Source organism: Luteibacter aegosomatis (assembly GCF_023078455.1).
Classification (GTDB): domain Bacteria; phylum Pseudomonadota; class Gammaproteobacteria; order Xanthomonadales; family Rhodanobacteraceae; genus Luteibacter; species Luteibacter aegosomatis.
The window spans coordinates 2,734,671-2,748,484 of sequence record NZ_CP095740.1; the positions used below are offsets into that span (position 1 = coordinate 2,734,671).

The following is a 13,814-nucleotide window of genomic DNA, read 5'->3' on the forward strand; positions in this document are numbered from 1 at the left end:
CGTGGCCCAGCCGAGGGAAATCCCCATGAAAGTCCTGCACATCGACGCCAGCGCCCTGGGCGCGCATTCAGTTTCGCGCAACCTCACGGCGGCCATCGTGGCCGAGTTCGTGCGCACCCATCCCAATGCCGAAGTCACCTATCGTGACGTCCACGCCACCCCGCTGCCCCATTGGGCCATGCCCGGGGCCGACGCCGGAGACACCGTCGGCGACGAGGTAATGGAGGAATTCCTGGCCGCCGACGTCGTGGTCATCGGCGCCCCGATGTACAACTTCTCGATCACCAGTTCGCTGAAGGCCTGGATCGACCGCATCGCCGTCGCGGGCAAGACGTTCCGCTACACCTCGGCGGGCCCGGAGGGCCTGGCCGTGGGCAAGAAGGTGATCGTCGCCTCGACGCGCGGCGGCATCTACAGCGCCGGCAGCCCGGCCGCCGGCATGGACTTCCAGGAGCCCTATCTCCGCGCCATGTTCGGGTTCCTCGGCGTGACCGACCTGGAGTTCGTTCGCGCCGAAGGCCTGGCCCTGGGCGATGAGCACAAGGCGAAGTCGATCGACACCGCGGTGGCGGGGATCGGTGGCCTGGCGAAGGCGGCCTGACGCTACCGTGACACTCGTCGCACCGGCCCCGGGCCGGTGCGACGGGGTTTAGCTACCCTGCTTGCCGGGCTTGTCCTTCGGCATGTTCTGATGCTCCTTCGGGTGCCCTTCACCGGGTACCTTGGCGCTGCCGCTGTGCGGCTTGGGATTGTCTTCCCGATAGCCGGGCGTCTGCTGCTTGTCGTCGTTGGTCATCGCCGTGTCCTCGCTAGTGGCGTTGCTGGCACTGCGCGTGGCCGCATTCGCAGGCTCCGCCCATGTTCTGGCTTTCCGCCGCCATGCGGCAGCTTTCGCTGCAGTAGTCCCGCGATATCGGCACCTGGCATCCGCAGCCGACGTGGTCGCAGGGCTTGGTCGCTTCGTTCATGCCTTCGTCTCCCGACGCGATGGATGCAACGACGAGCCTGCGCGGAGCGCCGTCTATTTTTCGTTACTGGCGGGCGAAGCCGCCCAACCGTGCGCCTCGACCAGCAGGGCGCTCAGGCTGCGCACGTCCTGGAGGTTATGTTCCGCCACGCGTCCGAGGTCGGCGGATGATCCTCCACGCAGGTACGTGAGCCATGCACGCGGGGCTTCCGAACCCGGCAGGTCGTCTTCGCGAACGATGCGCAGGAGATGGCGTTCCGCCGTCTGCATGCGGCAGTTGTCCCACACGTGCCGGTAACGTCGCCGCATGGGGTGCAGCAAGTCGACGTGGACCTTGCCCGCCAGGGGATTGGCGAGTCTCGCCAGGCGGTAGCGCGTGGCCAGCAAAGGCGCGTCGTACGACTTGCCGTTGTAGCTCACCAGTACCGTTTCGGCTTCGACCCAGCGGGCGAACTCGCGAAGCATCGCGCCCTCCGCCGCCATCGTGGTGATGTAGAGCTGACGTACGCGCAGTCCTTCGGGACGCCAGTCGGCCGCGCCGATCATGAAGGCGCGCGTACCCGTGCCGCCGGCCAGGCCGGTGGTTTCGGTATCGAAATGCAGCAGGTGTTCGCTGCGGGCTTCGCTCAGGCGGGCGAACGTGAGGTCGACGACGGGCGGTGGCGACGGCCACGCGTGGAGGTGTTCGAGGTAGCGAAGGCCGGGCGCGATTTCCTCGCCGGGGACGTGACGCGTGACGGGCCGAGGCGGACGTGGCGAGGTGGCGCGATCGCGTACGCCGGCCATGCGGCGCAGGGTGGCCAGGTCCATGGTGGGGCGAGCGCCCATCGCCGCTGAAGCGGCTCCCGTGAAAGCAGGGGCGATCGCCGATACGGCAGGCCTTTGTGGAAGCCGCTTCAGAGGCGATCCGGCCGGAACGGAAGCCCCGGCCTGCCGGCGCAGCGATGCCAGCTTCGAAGCCAGGTCGCTCACGCAGCCGCCCCCAGCAATTCGAGCACGCGCATCGCCAACGCCTTCGGCGTGACGTCGCGCCCTTCGTCCGCCGCCAGTACCGGTCCGACACAGGCCGGGCATCCCGCCTTGCAGTCGCAGCCCCGCAGGGTCTGCAACGCATGCCCCACCAGCTCCGGTGCCCGGCGGAACAATGGCTCGCTCAGACCCACGCCGCCGGGAAAGTTGTCGTACAGATAAACGGTGGGCAGGAAACGCTCGAGCATGTCCGGCCGTGTCAGGTCACCGCCCTCCCCGCGCAACTGCCCTCGTCCGGCGGCATCCACCTGCGCGGACCAGCCGCCGTCACCGGCGCCCACCGCCTTTTGCAGGTCGCGCGGCTCGGCCATCACGGCCACCACCGCCGAGGTGTGCAGCGCGTACGCCGCACCCAGGAATCCGTCGAGCGCGTGCTGGCGCGAGCGAAACGCCATGTCGAGCACCGTCTGCGGCAACTGCCACCACACGGCCGTCGTGTGCAGTTCCTGGTCTGGCAGGTTCACCGGCCCGTAGCCGATGTTCTCGTGCGTGTAGTAGCGGATCTTCTTGTAGCCCGAAACACGGCGCACCACGTGGACCTCACCGTGGCGCGCGCTACCTTCGCCCGCTTTCGCGCCGTCGAAGCACTCCAGCTCCTTGAGCTTGGTGTAATCGATGGCGTCGGTGTAGTAATCGACGCGCGTACGGGTGCAATACGCCTTGCGCCCGTCCCAGTCGAGTTTTTCCACCTGGTAGGGCACCGACTGCACCATGTGGATGGCACCTTCGTACAAGGTGAGCGCGGCGGCGGAGTAATCCACCTCGGCGATGATCGTCTGCCGGCCTTCGGTACGGTCCACCACCACGAAGTTGCCGTCGGCGACCGAGCGAAGGCTCACCGCGTTGGCCGGGTAGCTGTCGGCGATCCATTCCCAGCGATCGCCCTCGCGATGCAGTACCTCCGATTCGGCGAGTACCTGGAGAAAGGGCTCGGCGTCGTCCGGTCCGAAGGTGTCGCCGGCCACGAAAGGCAGTTCGAACGCGGCGCAACGGATGTGGTCGAGCAGGATCAGGGGCTGGTCGGGCTGGATGCGCGCATGCTCGGGACTGGCCTCGGTGAGGAAGGCCGGGTGACGCATCAGGTATTGGTCGAGCGGCGCGCTCGTGGCCACCAGTACGCCCAGCGACGGCTGCTGTCGACGCCCTGCCCGGCCGAAGCGCTGCCACGTGGCGGCGATGGAACCCGGATAGCCGTTGAGCACCACGGCATCGAGGCTGCCGATGTCCACGCCCAGTTCGAGCGCCGAGGTGGACACGATGCCGTCGACGTCGCCCGCGCGCATGTCCCGCTCCACCGCGCGGCGCTCCGTGGGCAGGTAACCGCCGCGATAGGCCCGGATGCGCGGAGGCTTGCGCGTGTCGTGGTCGAATACGTCCTTCAGGTACTTGGTGAGCACCTCCACCATCAGCCGCGACTGCGCGAAGACGAGCGTCTTCATCTTCGCCTTGATCGCCACGCGGGCAATGAGGCTGGTCTGCGAACGCGCCGATGCGCGCAGTCCGAGGTCGGGATTGATCACGGGCGGATTCCACAGCAACACGTGTTTGTCGCCGCTGGGCGCGCCGCTGTCGGCGACGGTGTGCACCTCGTCCTCGATCAACGCCTCGGCATGCCGGGTGGCGTTGCCGATGGTGGCCGAGCACAACACGAACTGCGGGCGCACGCCGTAGAAGGCGCAGATACGGCGCAGGCGACGCAGCACGTTGGCCAAGTGCGAGCCGAACACGCCGCGATAGGTGTGGATCTCGTCGATCACGACGTAACGCAGGTTCTCGAAGAACTGCGCCCACTTCGTGTGGTGCGGCAGTATCGCCTGGTGAAGCATGTCGGGGTTGCTCACCACCACGTCGCCATGCAGGCGGATGGCCTGCCGCGCGTCGCCCGGCGTGTCCCCGTCGAAAGTGAAAGCCTTCACGCCGAGTTCGCCGGCGCGGTTCAATTCCAGCAACTCCGCCACCTGGTCTTGCGCCAGCGCCTTCGTGGGAAAGAGATACAGGGCCTTGGCCCCGGCTTCGAGCGCGGCGGCCACCACGGGCAAGGTATAACAGAGCGTCTTGCCCGACGCCGTGGGGGTGGCCACCAGTACGTTCCGGCCAGCCCGCGCGGCCTCCCAGGCCTCCTGCTGGTGGCTGTAGAGCCGCTCGATGCCACGCGTGGTCAGCGCCCTGGCCAGCGGGGGCGGCAGGTCGTCGGGCAACGGAACGAACGAGCCCTCGCGACCGAACACGGTAAACGCCGAGCAGACACGGTCGCCGTATTTGTCGGTGAGGCGGTGCGCCAGCGTGCGACCGTCATGGTGGCTGGCGAGGATGGCGTCCGCCTCCGAGAGGCGTGCGGCTTGGAGGTAGGCGGCCATGGAAGGGTCGATACGGCAGTCGGGTGCCCGTTATCGCCCCTGCCCATCTCATATCCTGCGACCGGAGTGTCAGTCGACGACGTCGGCAACCCGCCAGACGCCGTTCTCGTCCTCGACCTTGATGTCCACCTTTTGCCCCGATTGGGCGCGGATCGACCCGATCAGGTTGCGTGCGTGCCGCATCGCCTCGTCGCGCGTGGCGAACGTGCCGACCACGTCGGCATTGCGACGCACCGGCCACGCGCCGCGCGGCGAGTCCGTATAGGGAAGGTAGAGGGTGAGCTGGGACAAGCGTCGATTCCCGTCGGCGAGCCCGTGTGGCCCATGTCCGACGCTAGGTGGCGCTTCGTGGTGGAGGCGTTACGGCGGGGTGGCGGCCCGTCTCACGTCAGCTCGAGTGGGCGACCCGCGCGGTATCGAGCCAGTCGGCGTGCTTCACGCCCCGGTCCATCGCCGCATCGACCGCCGAGCGCTCGTCGCCGAATTCCTCGAGCAGGGAAATCATGACGAAATCCCTTGGTCCCGCATGGGCGGCGGGTTCGACGATGTACGCGGCCTTCCAGGCACCCGTGGCGGTCCTGAGCGTTCGCACTTCGATGGAATAACGGCCAACGATACGTCGATGCACGATGTGGCCCCCTTCAAGCCGGCGCCGCGGCGACGCCTTGATTTTTGCGCCACCGCGACGAAAAGCACAAGCCCCGTCAGGCCTTTGGCGCGTTCTGTGCCGAAAGCCCTTCACCACTGGCCGGAATCGTGAAGTTCCGGGTCTCGCCCTGGCCCACCGTGGCGTCGACATCCATGCGATCCGCGCTGCAGGCACCGTGCGGCAGCACGCTCAGCTTGCGTGCGCCCGAGGGCACGTGGAGCACCAGTTGCTGGCCGATTTCCATATCGGCTACCGCCTTGTCGTCCACGTAGACGGCGCTGGAGCAACCGGCGCCCCAAAGCCCCTGGTCGCGCACGAGGTTGAGGGTGGCGTCGCCGTCGCCGGGATCCTGGTTGGAGAACGTGGTGCTCGACAACGTGTCGTGGATGCCGACGTGACGTTCGTTCTGGGTGGCGCAGCCGGCGAGCAGCACGGCACCGGCGAGGACGAGGTAACGCATGGGGCGGAACTCCTTACGTAAGGGGAAATCTCGCCTCCGTATAGGCCCTGCGTGCCGGAAACGCAAGCCGCGACATTCCGTAGACGCAACGCCCCCAAGAATCCCGCTCCACCTTACGAGGAGCACGCCATGGCCAGCCGGGACTGGATCGAGATCGAATCGTTCGAGGCCGTCGACGACAGCGGGCAGTTCGAGCGCCCGGACATTCCCCGCGTGGAGGCGATCCTGTCCGGCGCGCCGGAACGCGACTGGCAGCAGTTCTTCATCGTCCGTGCCCAGGCGCTGGAACAGGCGCACCCCGGCCTGCGGATGGAAATCCTCGCCGATCGCCTGGGCTTCCATACCCGCGCGGCCCATGCCGAGGAAACCTGTCGGCTGGTCTACGAGGCCGTGATGGGCACCAACCACGATTTCGCGGCCCAAAAGGCGGCCGAGGAGAAGCGCGTCCACGACCGCAACGAGGAAGTGCGCCAGCTGGTCGACCGGATCAAGGAGGTGAATTCGAACTGGCCGCCGGAGCCCTCGGCGAACTGACACCACAAAGGCCATTTTGCCAGCTAGACTTCCGCCATGAGCCCAACCACCGCCGGTCGTTCCGCCCTCGTTTTCGACCGTGCCCCCATGGTCGCCGAAACCGTTGCCATGGTGTTGACCGACGCGGGTTATACCGTCGAGCCCACCGTGACCTACCGCGACGCCAAACGCGCCTTCCACGGCATGACCGACCTCGACCTCATGGTGATCCACGCCGACACGCCCGGGGAGCATCGCGGCGGCGCCTTGCTGCAGGCGGCCCTCCGAGATCGTCCGCATACGGCGATGGTGGTGGTGTCCAGCCGGCTGCCGCAGGACATCGCGCCCTTTCCGCGCTCGGCCGTCTTCCTGGGGAAACCCTTCAGCCGCGACCAGTTGCTGGACGCGGTGGAGCGAGCCCGCAACGCACGCTCGACGCGCTGACGAGGCCATCCCGGGCCAGGATGGGCGCGGACCGCGCCCATCGCTTCAACCGGGCACCGCTTACAGGCAGCCGATGGCTTCCTCGCGGAAACGGCCGTCGTAATCGCCCTTGCCCTTCTGCAGTTCGTACATCACCACCTGGGCGCCCGCGCCGTTGGCGTGCACTTCCAGGCGCTCGTGCTTGCCGTCGTCGTTGGCGGTGACGGTGCCCTTGTCGTCCTTCGCGTCCCCCTTGGCGTCCTTCGACAAGGCCTGCCACTTCGGCACGATGCACTGCACGTACGCACTGACGCTCTTGTCGGTCTTGCTGCTGAGCTTGGGCAGGGTGTCTTTCATGCCGCTGGTGGCGCAACCGGCGAGTACGAGGCAGGCTGCGGACGCAAGGACGACGTATTTCATGCTGGGTTCCACGATGAAGTTCCGCGGATTCTAACGCGAGCGCGGTGCCCTGCGTTTACGTGCCCGGATTCGGGACGCTGCGAGCCTCGGCCTTCGCCAGCTGGCTGGCGCTGCACTTGAGGTAGGGCGACGAGGCCAGCCAGCGCTTGTCGGGGTAATACGAAAACACCATCTGACCGCCCTTGAGGGCGTCGATGAGCTTATGCGCGACGGCCAGGCGGACGGCCGGGCATCCCCAACTGCGGCCGATGCGGCCGGCGACCTTCGCCATGGCCTCGTTCACGTAGGCCGCGCCGTGGATGACGATGGCCCGCGCCAGGGCCTGGTCGTTCACGCCCGGCTCCAGCCCGCTCATGCGCAACGAGTAGCCGTTCTTGCCCATGTAGGTGTCCGAGGTGCGGAACAGGCCGATGCTCGAGGCCAGGCTCTCGGGCGCGTTGGAGAACCGGGTGGCGTTCGCGTCGCCGCTGTTCTTGCCGTGCGCCACCAGTTCCTGGAAGAGAAGCTTGCGGTGGGTGATGTCGAACACCCACATCCGCGGCTGCGAGGAGGGCCGCGAGTAATCGATCACCGCGAGGCGATCGGCGGGTTTGCCGTCCTGGGTCTGCGCGCACTCCGCCGCATCCACCGCCAGTTCGATGACTTTCGGGTCGGCCGAGGGCGCCAGGCGCGCCAGCGCCTCGCCGAGCGTATCGGCGGCATGGGCTTGGGCGGGAAGGAAAAACAGGGCGCCAAGGAGGGGCGCGCACGCGATCAGCGAACGGAACGGACGGATCATCGGGACAGCCGGCAAACGGGTATCGGTCGATGCTAACGCGCTGGTCATTCCTTGACCACAATTCCGTCACATCGCTGCCCTTCATATAGGTGAAGGGTTAAGAAACCTCGCCGTCAAACCACGGATCGATAGACCATGACTATGGAAATTCGGCCATGCGCCCTCATCGCGGGTATCGCGCTTGCCGTCATGCCCCTCCTCGGCACGGCGCAGGTGGCCCCGGCACCGAGTTCCACGCCATCCCCTCCCCCGATCGTCGCACCGGATCCCGCCGATATCGCCACCGCCGTGGCTCCGCCGCCGACGGACGACCCGATGGCGCAGGCCATCTATGCCCGCATCCAGCGGATGACCCCCTTGCAGGCCGGACCGTTGCCTCGCCAGGACGCCGCGATAGGCAAGGCCGTGTCCGATTTCTACGCCCAGCGCCATTACGCGGCCGCCTGGGCCGACGAGGACAACGTGCGCCAACTGCTTGCCGGCCTCGCCTCGACGGACGGCGACGGCCTGCTGCCCGAGGACTATCACCTCTCCGCGCTCAAGGCGGCGTTCGGCGACCCCGGCTGGAAGGACGCGCCGCCCGCTCGTCGCGCCGAGGTGGAAATCGAAGCCAGCGCCGCCTACATCACCGCGCTGATCCAGCTGGCGCGAGGCAAGGTCGATCCGGTGCGCCTCGATCCCGCCTGGAATTTCGATCCGGCGGCGATCGATCCGCAGCAGGGCATGTCGATGCTGCAGACGTCCATCGAGGAGCGCAGCGTCGAACAGGCCTTCGCCATGGCCCGGCCGCAACATCCCCTGTATGCGAAGCTTCGCGACGCCCTCGCCGGCTTGCGCGAGCAGGCCGCGAAAGGCGGCTGGCCCGTCGTAGCCGAGGGCCCCACCCTCAAGCCCGGCATGACCGATCCGCGCGTGGCCTCGCTGCGCCGACGGCTGGTCGCCGGCGGTTACCTCGATCCCACGCTGGCCACCGGCGAGCACTTCGACAATCCGCTGGCCGATGCGACGAAACGTTTCCAGGCCGACCAGTACCTGCATGCCGACGGCCATGTCGGCGCCGATACGCTCGCCGCCCTGAACGTGCCGATCGCCGAACGCATCGGCCAGGTGCGGGTGAACCTGGAGCGCGCGCGCTGGCTGCTGCACGCCTTGCAGGGCACCTTCGTCGTGGTCGACGTGGCGGGCTACAAGATACGCTTCTACCGTGATGGCCAACCCGTCTGGACCTCGCGCGTGCAGGTGGGCAAGCCCTATCGCAGCACGCCGATCTTCCGCTCGCAGATCACCTACGTCACCTTCAACCCGACCTGGACGATCCCGCCCACCATCCTGAAGAACGACGTGCTGCCGAAGATCCGGCGCAACGCGGGTTACCTCGCGGCCAATCGCATCCGCGTGCTCGACGGCGCCGGCAACCGGCTTTCGCCGGCCAGCGTCGACTGGTCCAATCCGCGTGGCATCACGTTGCGCCAGGACGCCGGCCCCGGCAATTCGCTGGGACGGGTGGTGATCCGCTTCCCCAACTCGTTCGCGGTGTACCTGCACGACACGCCGCACCAGGAACTCTTCGAGCAGGCCAAGCGCGACACCAGCTCAGGCTGCATCCGCGTGGAGCACCCGCTCGATCTGGTGCAATTGCTGTTCAACGATCCGCGGAACTGGAGCCGCGAAGCGATCGATGCGCGCATCGCCGCGGGCAAGACGCAGAACGTCACGCTCCCCACGGCCGTGCCCGTGTTGCTCGCCTACTGGACCGTGGACGTCGACGACGACGGCAAGCTCGCCTACAAGCCCGACGTCTACCAGCGCGACGGAGCGTTGCTCGCCGCCCTGGACCGCCCCCAGCCCCTGGAAGCTCCCTGAGCGACCGGCGGTTTCGCCGCCGCCGAATGCTCGGGAGGGTGCGGCTTTTCGTCCGTATTCCCGCTGGCGATGGCAGGTGCAACAATTCGTCCATGAATGCTCCCCCCGAAGCGACCGAAACCCTCCTCCACCACCAGGTCCGGGACGAGGGCTTCGCCTTCGTGCAGGGCACGGACATGCGCCGGCTGTTCGAGCACACCGCGCCCTTGTCCGACTGGGAAGCCTTCGCCGCGAGCTGGAACGCGCTCGAGCCGGATACGTACCTCGCCGCCACCGGCCGTTTCCGCCGCCGTCGCCACGCGACCTACGCAGCCTCCCCACACGGTCCGATCGAACGCAAGCCGCACCAGGCGCACTACCAGACGCTGGCTTACAACACGCTGCAGGGCGATATCGAGCGCTGGTTCGAACCGGTGTTACCCGAAATCGCCGACGGCGCGAGCATGCACGCCATCCTCGACTATTGCCGCGACGTCTTCGGAAGCCTATCGCCCGACGTGACCCATTGGCACGTCGAGGTGCACCAGTTCCGCATCGAGGCCTCGGCCGGCTCCTCGGGCGAGCCCACGCCGGAAGGCAGCCACCGCGACGGCGTGGATTACGTGCTCGTGCTGCTGGTCGATCGCGAAAACATCGCCAGCGGCACCACCACCATCCACTCGCCGGACGGCCGGGAACTGGGCGAATTCACCCTGACCAAACCGCTCGATGCGGCATGGATCCACGATCCGCGCGTGTTCCACGGGGTGACACCGGTGACGCCGATCGATCCGTCCAGGGCCTCGCATCGCGACGTGCTGGTGGTGACGTTCCGCCGCGACTGAATCCACGGCAATTGGGCGAAATTCTCAAAGGTTCGGCGACAAATCCGTGTAATAATGGGATTTTTCACCGCATTGAACCATTCGCGATGAATTCGTCAGGCAAATACGATTTCCGCCAGTTCCAGGAGGAACTCGCCGCCCTCGATCGCCAGATCGCCGGTCGCTCACCCGAGCCCACGCCCCCGCCGAAAGCCGAACCCGCTCCTAAACCGGCGCCCAAACCGCGCGGGCGGCCGAAGAAGGTCGATCCGCTGGCCGGAGCCCGCGAGGAATTCGACGCCCTGCGCCAACGCTACAGCCTCACGGTGGCCGACGTGGTCGCCTGGTTCCCTCCCGAAGAAGGCATCGCCTACCTGCAAGGCCTGTTGGAGGTCAAACCGCGTCGCCGCCGCAAGTCGGTGGATGCGGATGCCGTAGCCGAAAACGGCGGCGACGAGGGCTGAACCTCCGAAGCCGTATTGAACCCGCGGCGGCACGCGAGCGGGTTCGACGAGGCGAGCGCCGGATGCGTCGGGACCGCCGATGCAGGGGCCAGCCGCGCTCTTGTCGGTCGAGATGGCGACGCCGTGCCACTCCCGCCGGTCATCCATGGTATGTAACGGCATGACCATGCCCATGCCGCCCACGACGGTCGCCGACGCCCTGGCTTCCCTGGCCGCTCACGAATCCCGGCGGGCCATCCGCGCGCTGTCGGAGACGTCCGACCGTCACAAGGGCGTGCACGAGGCGCGCAAATCGATCCGCCGGCTCAAAAGCCTTCTCGCCTTGGGCGAGGAACCTTTCGGCAAGACGCTGGAACCGATATGGGCCGAGCTGTCGTCGCTCGCCACGGGACTGTCCTCGCTGCGGGACGCGCACGTGGCCGCGACCATCGCACGCGGCGTCGCCGGCGAACGGCCTTCCCCGCCATGGAAACGAGCCATCGGCCTGCTCGAGGCACGCCGGGACGCGAAGCTCGACGACGCCCTGCGAAAAGACCCGGCCTTCCGCCGCCGCCGACAGCGATTGGCGGATGTCGGGGCGCAGATCCAGTCGCTGGCATGGAGCAAGCTCGAACGCCATGACGTCGAAAAGGCCCTGGCCCGCTCCGAGCGTCGCGTGTCGAAAGCGGAAGCGCGCGCGGCGGATCGGGGCACCGATATCGACCATCACCGCTGGCGCCGCCGTGCCCGTCGGTTGCGCATGCAGTTGGAGTTCTGGCGCAAGGCACTGAAAGCGGTGGAAGCGTCGTCGCATCATCGAGGACACCACGGCAAGACCGCGGTGAAGAAGATGTCGGAGCTGTCGGACGCGCTGGGCGCGCGACGGGACCTGCGCTCGTTGCGCCGCGTGCTGCGAACGCTCGACGGGATGGGGCCGCTGGCCCCGTTGCTCGACGACATTCGGCAGGCGCTGAAAGCACAGTCTGCGTAAATCGCCTATCCCGGCCCGTCGTGACCGGCAATTTCATACGGACGTCCAAACGATGGCAACGCCGGCTGAACGGGAGTACGCTCGGCGTTCCCTTCCCCGGAGCACGTCATGTCCCGAATCGTCTTCAAGGTCGTCGCCCTCGCCGGCATGGCCGCCCTCCCCGTCCACGCCGCCGACACGGCCAACGCGAAGGATGACAAGGGTTGGGTGTCGCTTTTCGACGGCAAGAGCCTCGCCGGCTGGCACTCCTTCAACCAGAAGGGGACGGGCAAGGCCTGGAGCGTGGACGATGGCGCGATCCGCCTGGAGCGCGGCCACGAGGCGGCCGACGCCGACGTGGCCGATCTCGTCAGCGACAAGGAATACGAAAACTTCGACCTGAAGCTCGAGTGGAAGATGACCGCCTGCGCGGACGCCGGCATCATGTTCAACGTCAACGAGTCGCCGAAATATCATTACACCTGGGAAACCGGCCCCGAAATGCAGATTGCCGACCTCGTCTGCACCAAGCCCGACAGCTATACGCTCTACGAGCGCTCGGGCGACCTGTTCGACATGATCTCGTCCCGTGTCGAAAACGTGCTCGAGCACGGCAACTGGAACCAGATCGAGATCATCGTCGACCACGGCCACGTGCAGTTCTTCCAGAACGGCTACAAGACGGTGGACACCACGATGTGGACACCGGAATGGAACGCCCTGGTATCCAAGACCAAATTCGCGAAGATGCCGGGCTACGGCCTCTTCCACAAGGGCCGCATCTCACTGCAGGGCGGCGAAGACAAGGGCGTGGAACCGATCCACATCTGGTTCCGGAATATCCGCATCAAGGAACTGGGCTGACGGGCGTTTACCGCCCGCCAGCCGGAGCGCGCTCAGCGTCAGTGCTCGAGACTCCCGCTACGGCAGCTCTTCGGCGCGTTGAACACATTGCATCGCACATGCGCGCCGTTCGGGAACCCCACGGCATAGCCCGCGGCCGAGGGCTCACCCGCCGGGTAGTCCGTGCTGATCAGCTGGGCGCCGCTGGCGAGTACCACGTCGCTACGCGAACCGTCGTTGCGAAGGCCCTGGCCCTGCGCCGGATCGTCGGTGCGCGCACGCACGAGGTAGCCGCGCGTCACGAGATCGTCGATCTTCGCCTTGTCGCATTCGTTGCACTCGGTGAACGCGGCATCGGCCTCGCCCGGCGTGGCGTTGGTGAAAGCGACGCGGCCGCGCAACGAGGGATGCCCATCGGTATACACCGATTCGACCTTGCGCTGGTCGAGCAGGAACACGACCTTGCCGCGCGCGGCGTCGATCGTGGGCCAGCCGCCATCCCGAACCGCGGCATCGAGCGTGTCGTGGGGGCCACGCACGTCATCGGGCACGATGGTCTCATCGCGCGGAAACACCGAGCCGATCTCCCCGTCGAGCGCATCGAACACGGCCGGCGTGAAGCGCTCGGGCGTCACCGTCGGAATCTTGACCTTCAGCGGTTCTTCCTTCGTTTCCAGCAGCACGAACAGCGGCGAGTGCCGCGGATGGGCCTTCGACCACGCGCGCAACTCTTCCAGGCACGCCACGAAGGGCTGGCAGGTGCTGCGCTGATCGAAGCCCTGGATATGCATCACCTTGAAGCCCGGCTTTTCCCACACGCCCGGCGCCGCCGTCGGCGGATCGGCCGGCAGGCCGTTCACGGCGATCATGTGGTCGATCACCGGATCGAGGTAGAGACCGCCCTTCGCGTCCGAATAGACATCGATCTCCACCTGCCGCACGCCGTCGTCGAGCTGGCGGGTGAGCGAAGGATGGCTGTAGTCGATGGCGGCGAACCGCTGCGCCGCCTCCTTCATCATCACCTTGCGGGCGCTGGACGCGAAACCGGCGTGATAGCTGTTGTGCGTACCGATCACCTGGATCTGGTTGATCCGCACCGCGTCGGCACCGGCGACCGGCATCGCCGCGAATATCGCGCCGGTGGCCATGGCCAGCACATGGAAACGGTTGAGCATCATCATATTTCTCCGTTAACGGCTCAGCGGGACGATCGCGTGCAAAAAAGGTAAATCCCGGAATGGACATGGAGAGCCGGCGGGAACGGCTATGCCTAGGTCGATATCCGCGGCGTGCCCA

At 66.9% G+C, this 13,814-nt stretch carries 18 protein-coding genes; 8 read left to right on the top strand and 10 right to left on the bottom strand.

Annotation, left to right across the window (positions count from 1 at the left end; translation table 11 throughout):
* The first annotated feature begins 25 nt into the window (after nucleotides 1-25).
* Nucleotides 26-601: an FMN-dependent NADH-azoreductase gene (locus L2Y94_RS12100; protein ID WP_247366746.1), complete on the top strand. Its 576-nt coding sequence runs from the start codon at nucleotides 26-28 to the stop codon at nucleotides 599-601.
* Between the two features lie 48 nt (nucleotides 602-649).
* Here the strand turns inward: L2Y94_RS12100 and L2Y94_RS12105 are convergent, their stop codons facing one another.
* The 7 genes from L2Y94_RS12105 to L2Y94_RS12135 form a co-directional block, all read right to left on the bottom strand.
* Entirely contained in the window at nucleotides 650-796 is a 147-nt protein-coding gene (locus tag L2Y94_RS12105; RefSeq protein ID WP_247366748.1) for a hypothetical protein, read from the bottom strand.
* A 13-nt stretch (nucleotides 797-809) separates the two neighbouring features.
* Nucleotides 810-968, bottom strand: coding sequence for a hypothetical protein (locus L2Y94_RS12110; protein WP_186448123.1), 159 nt, complete (start codon nucleotides 966-968; stop codon nucleotides 810-812).
* A 53-nt stretch (nucleotides 969-1,021) separates the two neighbouring features.
* The gene (locus tag L2Y94_RS12115) at nucleotides 1,022-1,795 is read right to left on the bottom strand and encodes a ribonuclease H-like domain-containing protein (protein ID WP_247366750.1); all 774 of its coding nucleotides are present in this window, start codon (nucleotides 1,793-1,795) and stop codon (nucleotides 1,022-1,024) included.
* Between the two features lie 140 nt (nucleotides 1,796-1,935).
* A complete protein-coding gene (locus L2Y94_RS12120; protein ID WP_247366754.1) occupies nucleotides 1,936-4,353 on the bottom strand; it encodes a DEAD/DEAH box helicase in 2,418 nt (805 codons plus the stop codon).
* 69 nt (nucleotides 4,354-4,422) lie between these two features.
* Nucleotides 4,423-4,644, bottom strand: coding sequence for a DUF2188 domain-containing protein (locus tag L2Y94_RS12125; protein WP_247366756.1), 222 nt, complete (start codon nucleotides 4,642-4,644; stop codon nucleotides 4,423-4,425).
* Nucleotides 4,645-4,741: 97 nt separating this feature from the next.
* Nucleotides 4,742-4,981 carry a hypothetical protein gene (locus L2Y94_RS12130; RefSeq protein ID WP_247366758.1) on the bottom strand — a complete coding sequence of 80 codons (240 nt, stop codon included), beginning with the start codon at nucleotides 4,979-4,981 and terminating at the stop codon, nucleotides 4,742-4,744.
* Between the two features lie 76 nt (nucleotides 4,982-5,057).
* A complete protein-coding gene (locus L2Y94_RS12135) occupies nucleotides 5,058-5,462 on the bottom strand; it encodes a hypothetical protein (RefSeq protein WP_247366760.1) in 405 nt (134 codons plus the stop codon).
* A gap of 129 nt (nucleotides 5,463-5,591) precedes the next feature.
* Here L2Y94_RS12135 and L2Y94_RS12140 point away from each other — a divergent pair, with 129 nt between their 5' ends.
* Nucleotides 5,592-5,996 carry a hypothetical protein gene (locus L2Y94_RS12140; RefSeq protein ID WP_247366767.1) on the top strand — a complete coding sequence of 135 codons (405 nt, stop codon included), beginning with the start codon at nucleotides 5,592-5,594 and terminating at the stop codon, nucleotides 5,994-5,996.
* Between the two features lie 36 nt (nucleotides 5,997-6,032).
* The gene (locus tag L2Y94_RS12145; RefSeq protein WP_247366768.1) at nucleotides 6,033-6,419 is read left to right on the top strand and encodes a DNA-binding transcriptional response regulator; all 387 of its coding nucleotides are present in this window, start codon (nucleotides 6,033-6,035) and stop codon (nucleotides 6,417-6,419) included.
* Between the two features lie 60 nt (nucleotides 6,420-6,479).
* On the opposite strand, the gene L2Y94_RS12150 is transcribed toward L2Y94_RS12145, so the two are convergent.
* A complete protein-coding gene (locus L2Y94_RS12150) occupies nucleotides 6,480-6,818 on the bottom strand; it encodes a hypothetical protein (protein ID WP_247366774.1) in 339 nt (112 codons plus the stop codon).
* A gap of 55 nt (nucleotides 6,819-6,873) precedes the next feature.
* Nucleotides 6,874-7,596 (bottom strand): murein L,D-transpeptidase catalytic domain family protein, encoded by a 723-nt coding sequence (locus tag L2Y94_RS12155; protein WP_247366776.1) that lies wholly within the window; start codon nucleotides 7,594-7,596, stop codon nucleotides 6,874-6,876.
* A gap of 135 nt (nucleotides 7,597-7,731) precedes the next feature.
* Between L2Y94_RS12155 and L2Y94_RS12160 the strand changes: the two genes are divergently transcribed.
* The 5 genes from L2Y94_RS12160 to L2Y94_RS12180 all read left to right on the top strand — a co-directional run bounded on the left by L2Y94_RS12160 (nucleotide 7,732) and on the right by L2Y94_RS12180 (nucleotide 12,539).
* Nucleotides 7,732-9,459 carry a L,D-transpeptidase family protein gene (locus L2Y94_RS12160; RefSeq protein WP_247366778.1) on the top strand — a complete coding sequence of 576 codons (1,728 nt, stop codon included), beginning with the start codon at nucleotides 7,732-7,734 and terminating at the stop codon, nucleotides 9,457-9,459.
* Nucleotides 9,460-9,551: 92 nt separating this feature from the next.
* Nucleotides 9,552-10,283, top strand: coding sequence for a 2OG-Fe dioxygenase family protein (locus L2Y94_RS12165; protein WP_247366779.1), 732 nt, complete (start codon nucleotides 9,552-9,554; stop codon nucleotides 10,281-10,283).
* A gap of 86 nt (nucleotides 10,284-10,369) precedes the next feature.
* Nucleotides 10,370-10,726 (top strand): 2-hydroxyacyl-CoA dehydratase, encoded by a 357-nt coding sequence (locus tag L2Y94_RS12170; protein WP_247366788.1) that lies wholly within the window; start codon nucleotides 10,370-10,372, stop codon nucleotides 10,724-10,726.
* A 79-nt stretch (nucleotides 10,727-10,805) separates the two neighbouring features.
* On the top strand, nucleotides 10,806-11,696 hold the full coding sequence (locus L2Y94_RS12175) for a CHAD domain-containing protein (protein WP_247366789.1): 891 nt from the start codon (nucleotides 10,806-10,808) through the stop codon (nucleotides 11,694-11,696).
* Nucleotides 11,697-11,804: 108 nt separating this feature from the next.
* Entirely contained in the window at nucleotides 11,805-12,539 is a 735-nt protein-coding gene (locus tag L2Y94_RS12180) for a 3-keto-disaccharide hydrolase (protein WP_247366791.1), read from the top strand.
* A 38-nt stretch (nucleotides 12,540-12,577) separates the two neighbouring features.
* Here the strand turns inward: L2Y94_RS12180 and L2Y94_RS12185 are convergent, their stop codons facing one another.
* Complete coding sequence (locus L2Y94_RS12185; protein WP_247366793.1) at nucleotides 12,578-13,699, bottom strand: phosphatidylinositol-specific phospholipase C1-like protein; 1,122 nt, start codon at nucleotides 13,697-13,699, stop codon at nucleotides 12,578-12,580.
* Between the last annotated feature and the right edge of the window lie 115 nt (nucleotides 13,700-13,814).

Bases quoted from the DNA above. Each gene is read 5' to 3' on its own strand.
- L2Y94_RS12100 (WP_247366746.1), top strand. From the start codon at position 26: ATGAAAGTCCTGCACATCGACGCCAGCGCCCTGGGCGCGCATTCAGTT.
- L2Y94_RS12105 (WP_247366748.1), bottom strand. From the start codon at position 796: ATGACCAACGACGACAAGCAGCAGACGCCCGGCTATCGGGAAGACAAT.
- L2Y94_RS12110 (WP_186448123.1), bottom strand. From the start codon at position 968: ATGAACGAAGCGACCAAGCCCTGCGACCACGTCGGCTGCGGATGCCAG.
- L2Y94_RS12115 (WP_247366750.1), bottom strand. From the start codon at position 1,795: ATGGGCGCTCGCCCCACCATGGACCTGGCCACCCTGCGCCGCATGGCC.
- L2Y94_RS12120 (WP_247366754.1), bottom strand. From the start codon at position 4,353: ATGGCCGCCTACCTCCAAGCCGCACGCCTCTCGGAGGCGGACGCCATC.
- L2Y94_RS12135 (WP_247366760.1), bottom strand. From the start codon at position 5,462: ATGCGTTACCTCGTCCTCGCCGGTGCCGTGCTGCTCGCCGGCTGCGCC.
- L2Y94_RS12140 (WP_247366767.1), top strand. From the start codon at position 5,592: ATGGCCAGCCGGGACTGGATCGAGATCGAATCGTTCGAGGCCGTCGAC.
- L2Y94_RS12145 (WP_247366768.1), top strand. From the start codon at position 6,033: ATGAGCCCAACCACCGCCGGTCGTTCCGCCCTCGTTTTCGACCGTGCC.
- L2Y94_RS12150 (WP_247366774.1), bottom strand. From the start codon at position 6,818: ATGAAATACGTCGTCCTTGCGTCCGCAGCCTGCCTCGTACTCGCCGGT.
- L2Y94_RS12155 (WP_247366776.1), bottom strand. From the start codon at position 7,596: ATGATCCGTCCGTTCCGTTCGCTGATCGCGTGCGCGCCCCTCCTTGGC.
- L2Y94_RS12160 (WP_247366778.1), top strand. From the start codon at position 7,732: ATGACTATGGAAATTCGGCCATGCGCCCTCATCGCGGGTATCGCGCTT.
- L2Y94_RS12165 (WP_247366779.1), top strand. From the start codon at position 9,552: ATGAATGCTCCCCCCGAAGCGACCGAAACCCTCCTCCACCACCAGGTC.
- L2Y94_RS12170 (WP_247366788.1), top strand. From the start codon at position 10,370: ATGAATTCGTCAGGCAAATACGATTTCCGCCAGTTCCAGGAGGAACTC.
- L2Y94_RS12175 (WP_247366789.1), top strand. From the start codon at position 10,806: ATGCAGGGGCCAGCCGCGCTCTTGTCGGTCGAGATGGCGACGCCGTGC.
- L2Y94_RS12180 (WP_247366791.1), top strand. From the start codon at position 11,805: ATGTCCCGAATCGTCTTCAAGGTCGTCGCCCTCGCCGGCATGGCCGCC.
- L2Y94_RS12185 (WP_247366793.1), bottom strand. From the start codon at position 13,699: ATGATGATGCTCAACCGTTTCCATGTGCTGGCCATGGCCACCGGCGCG.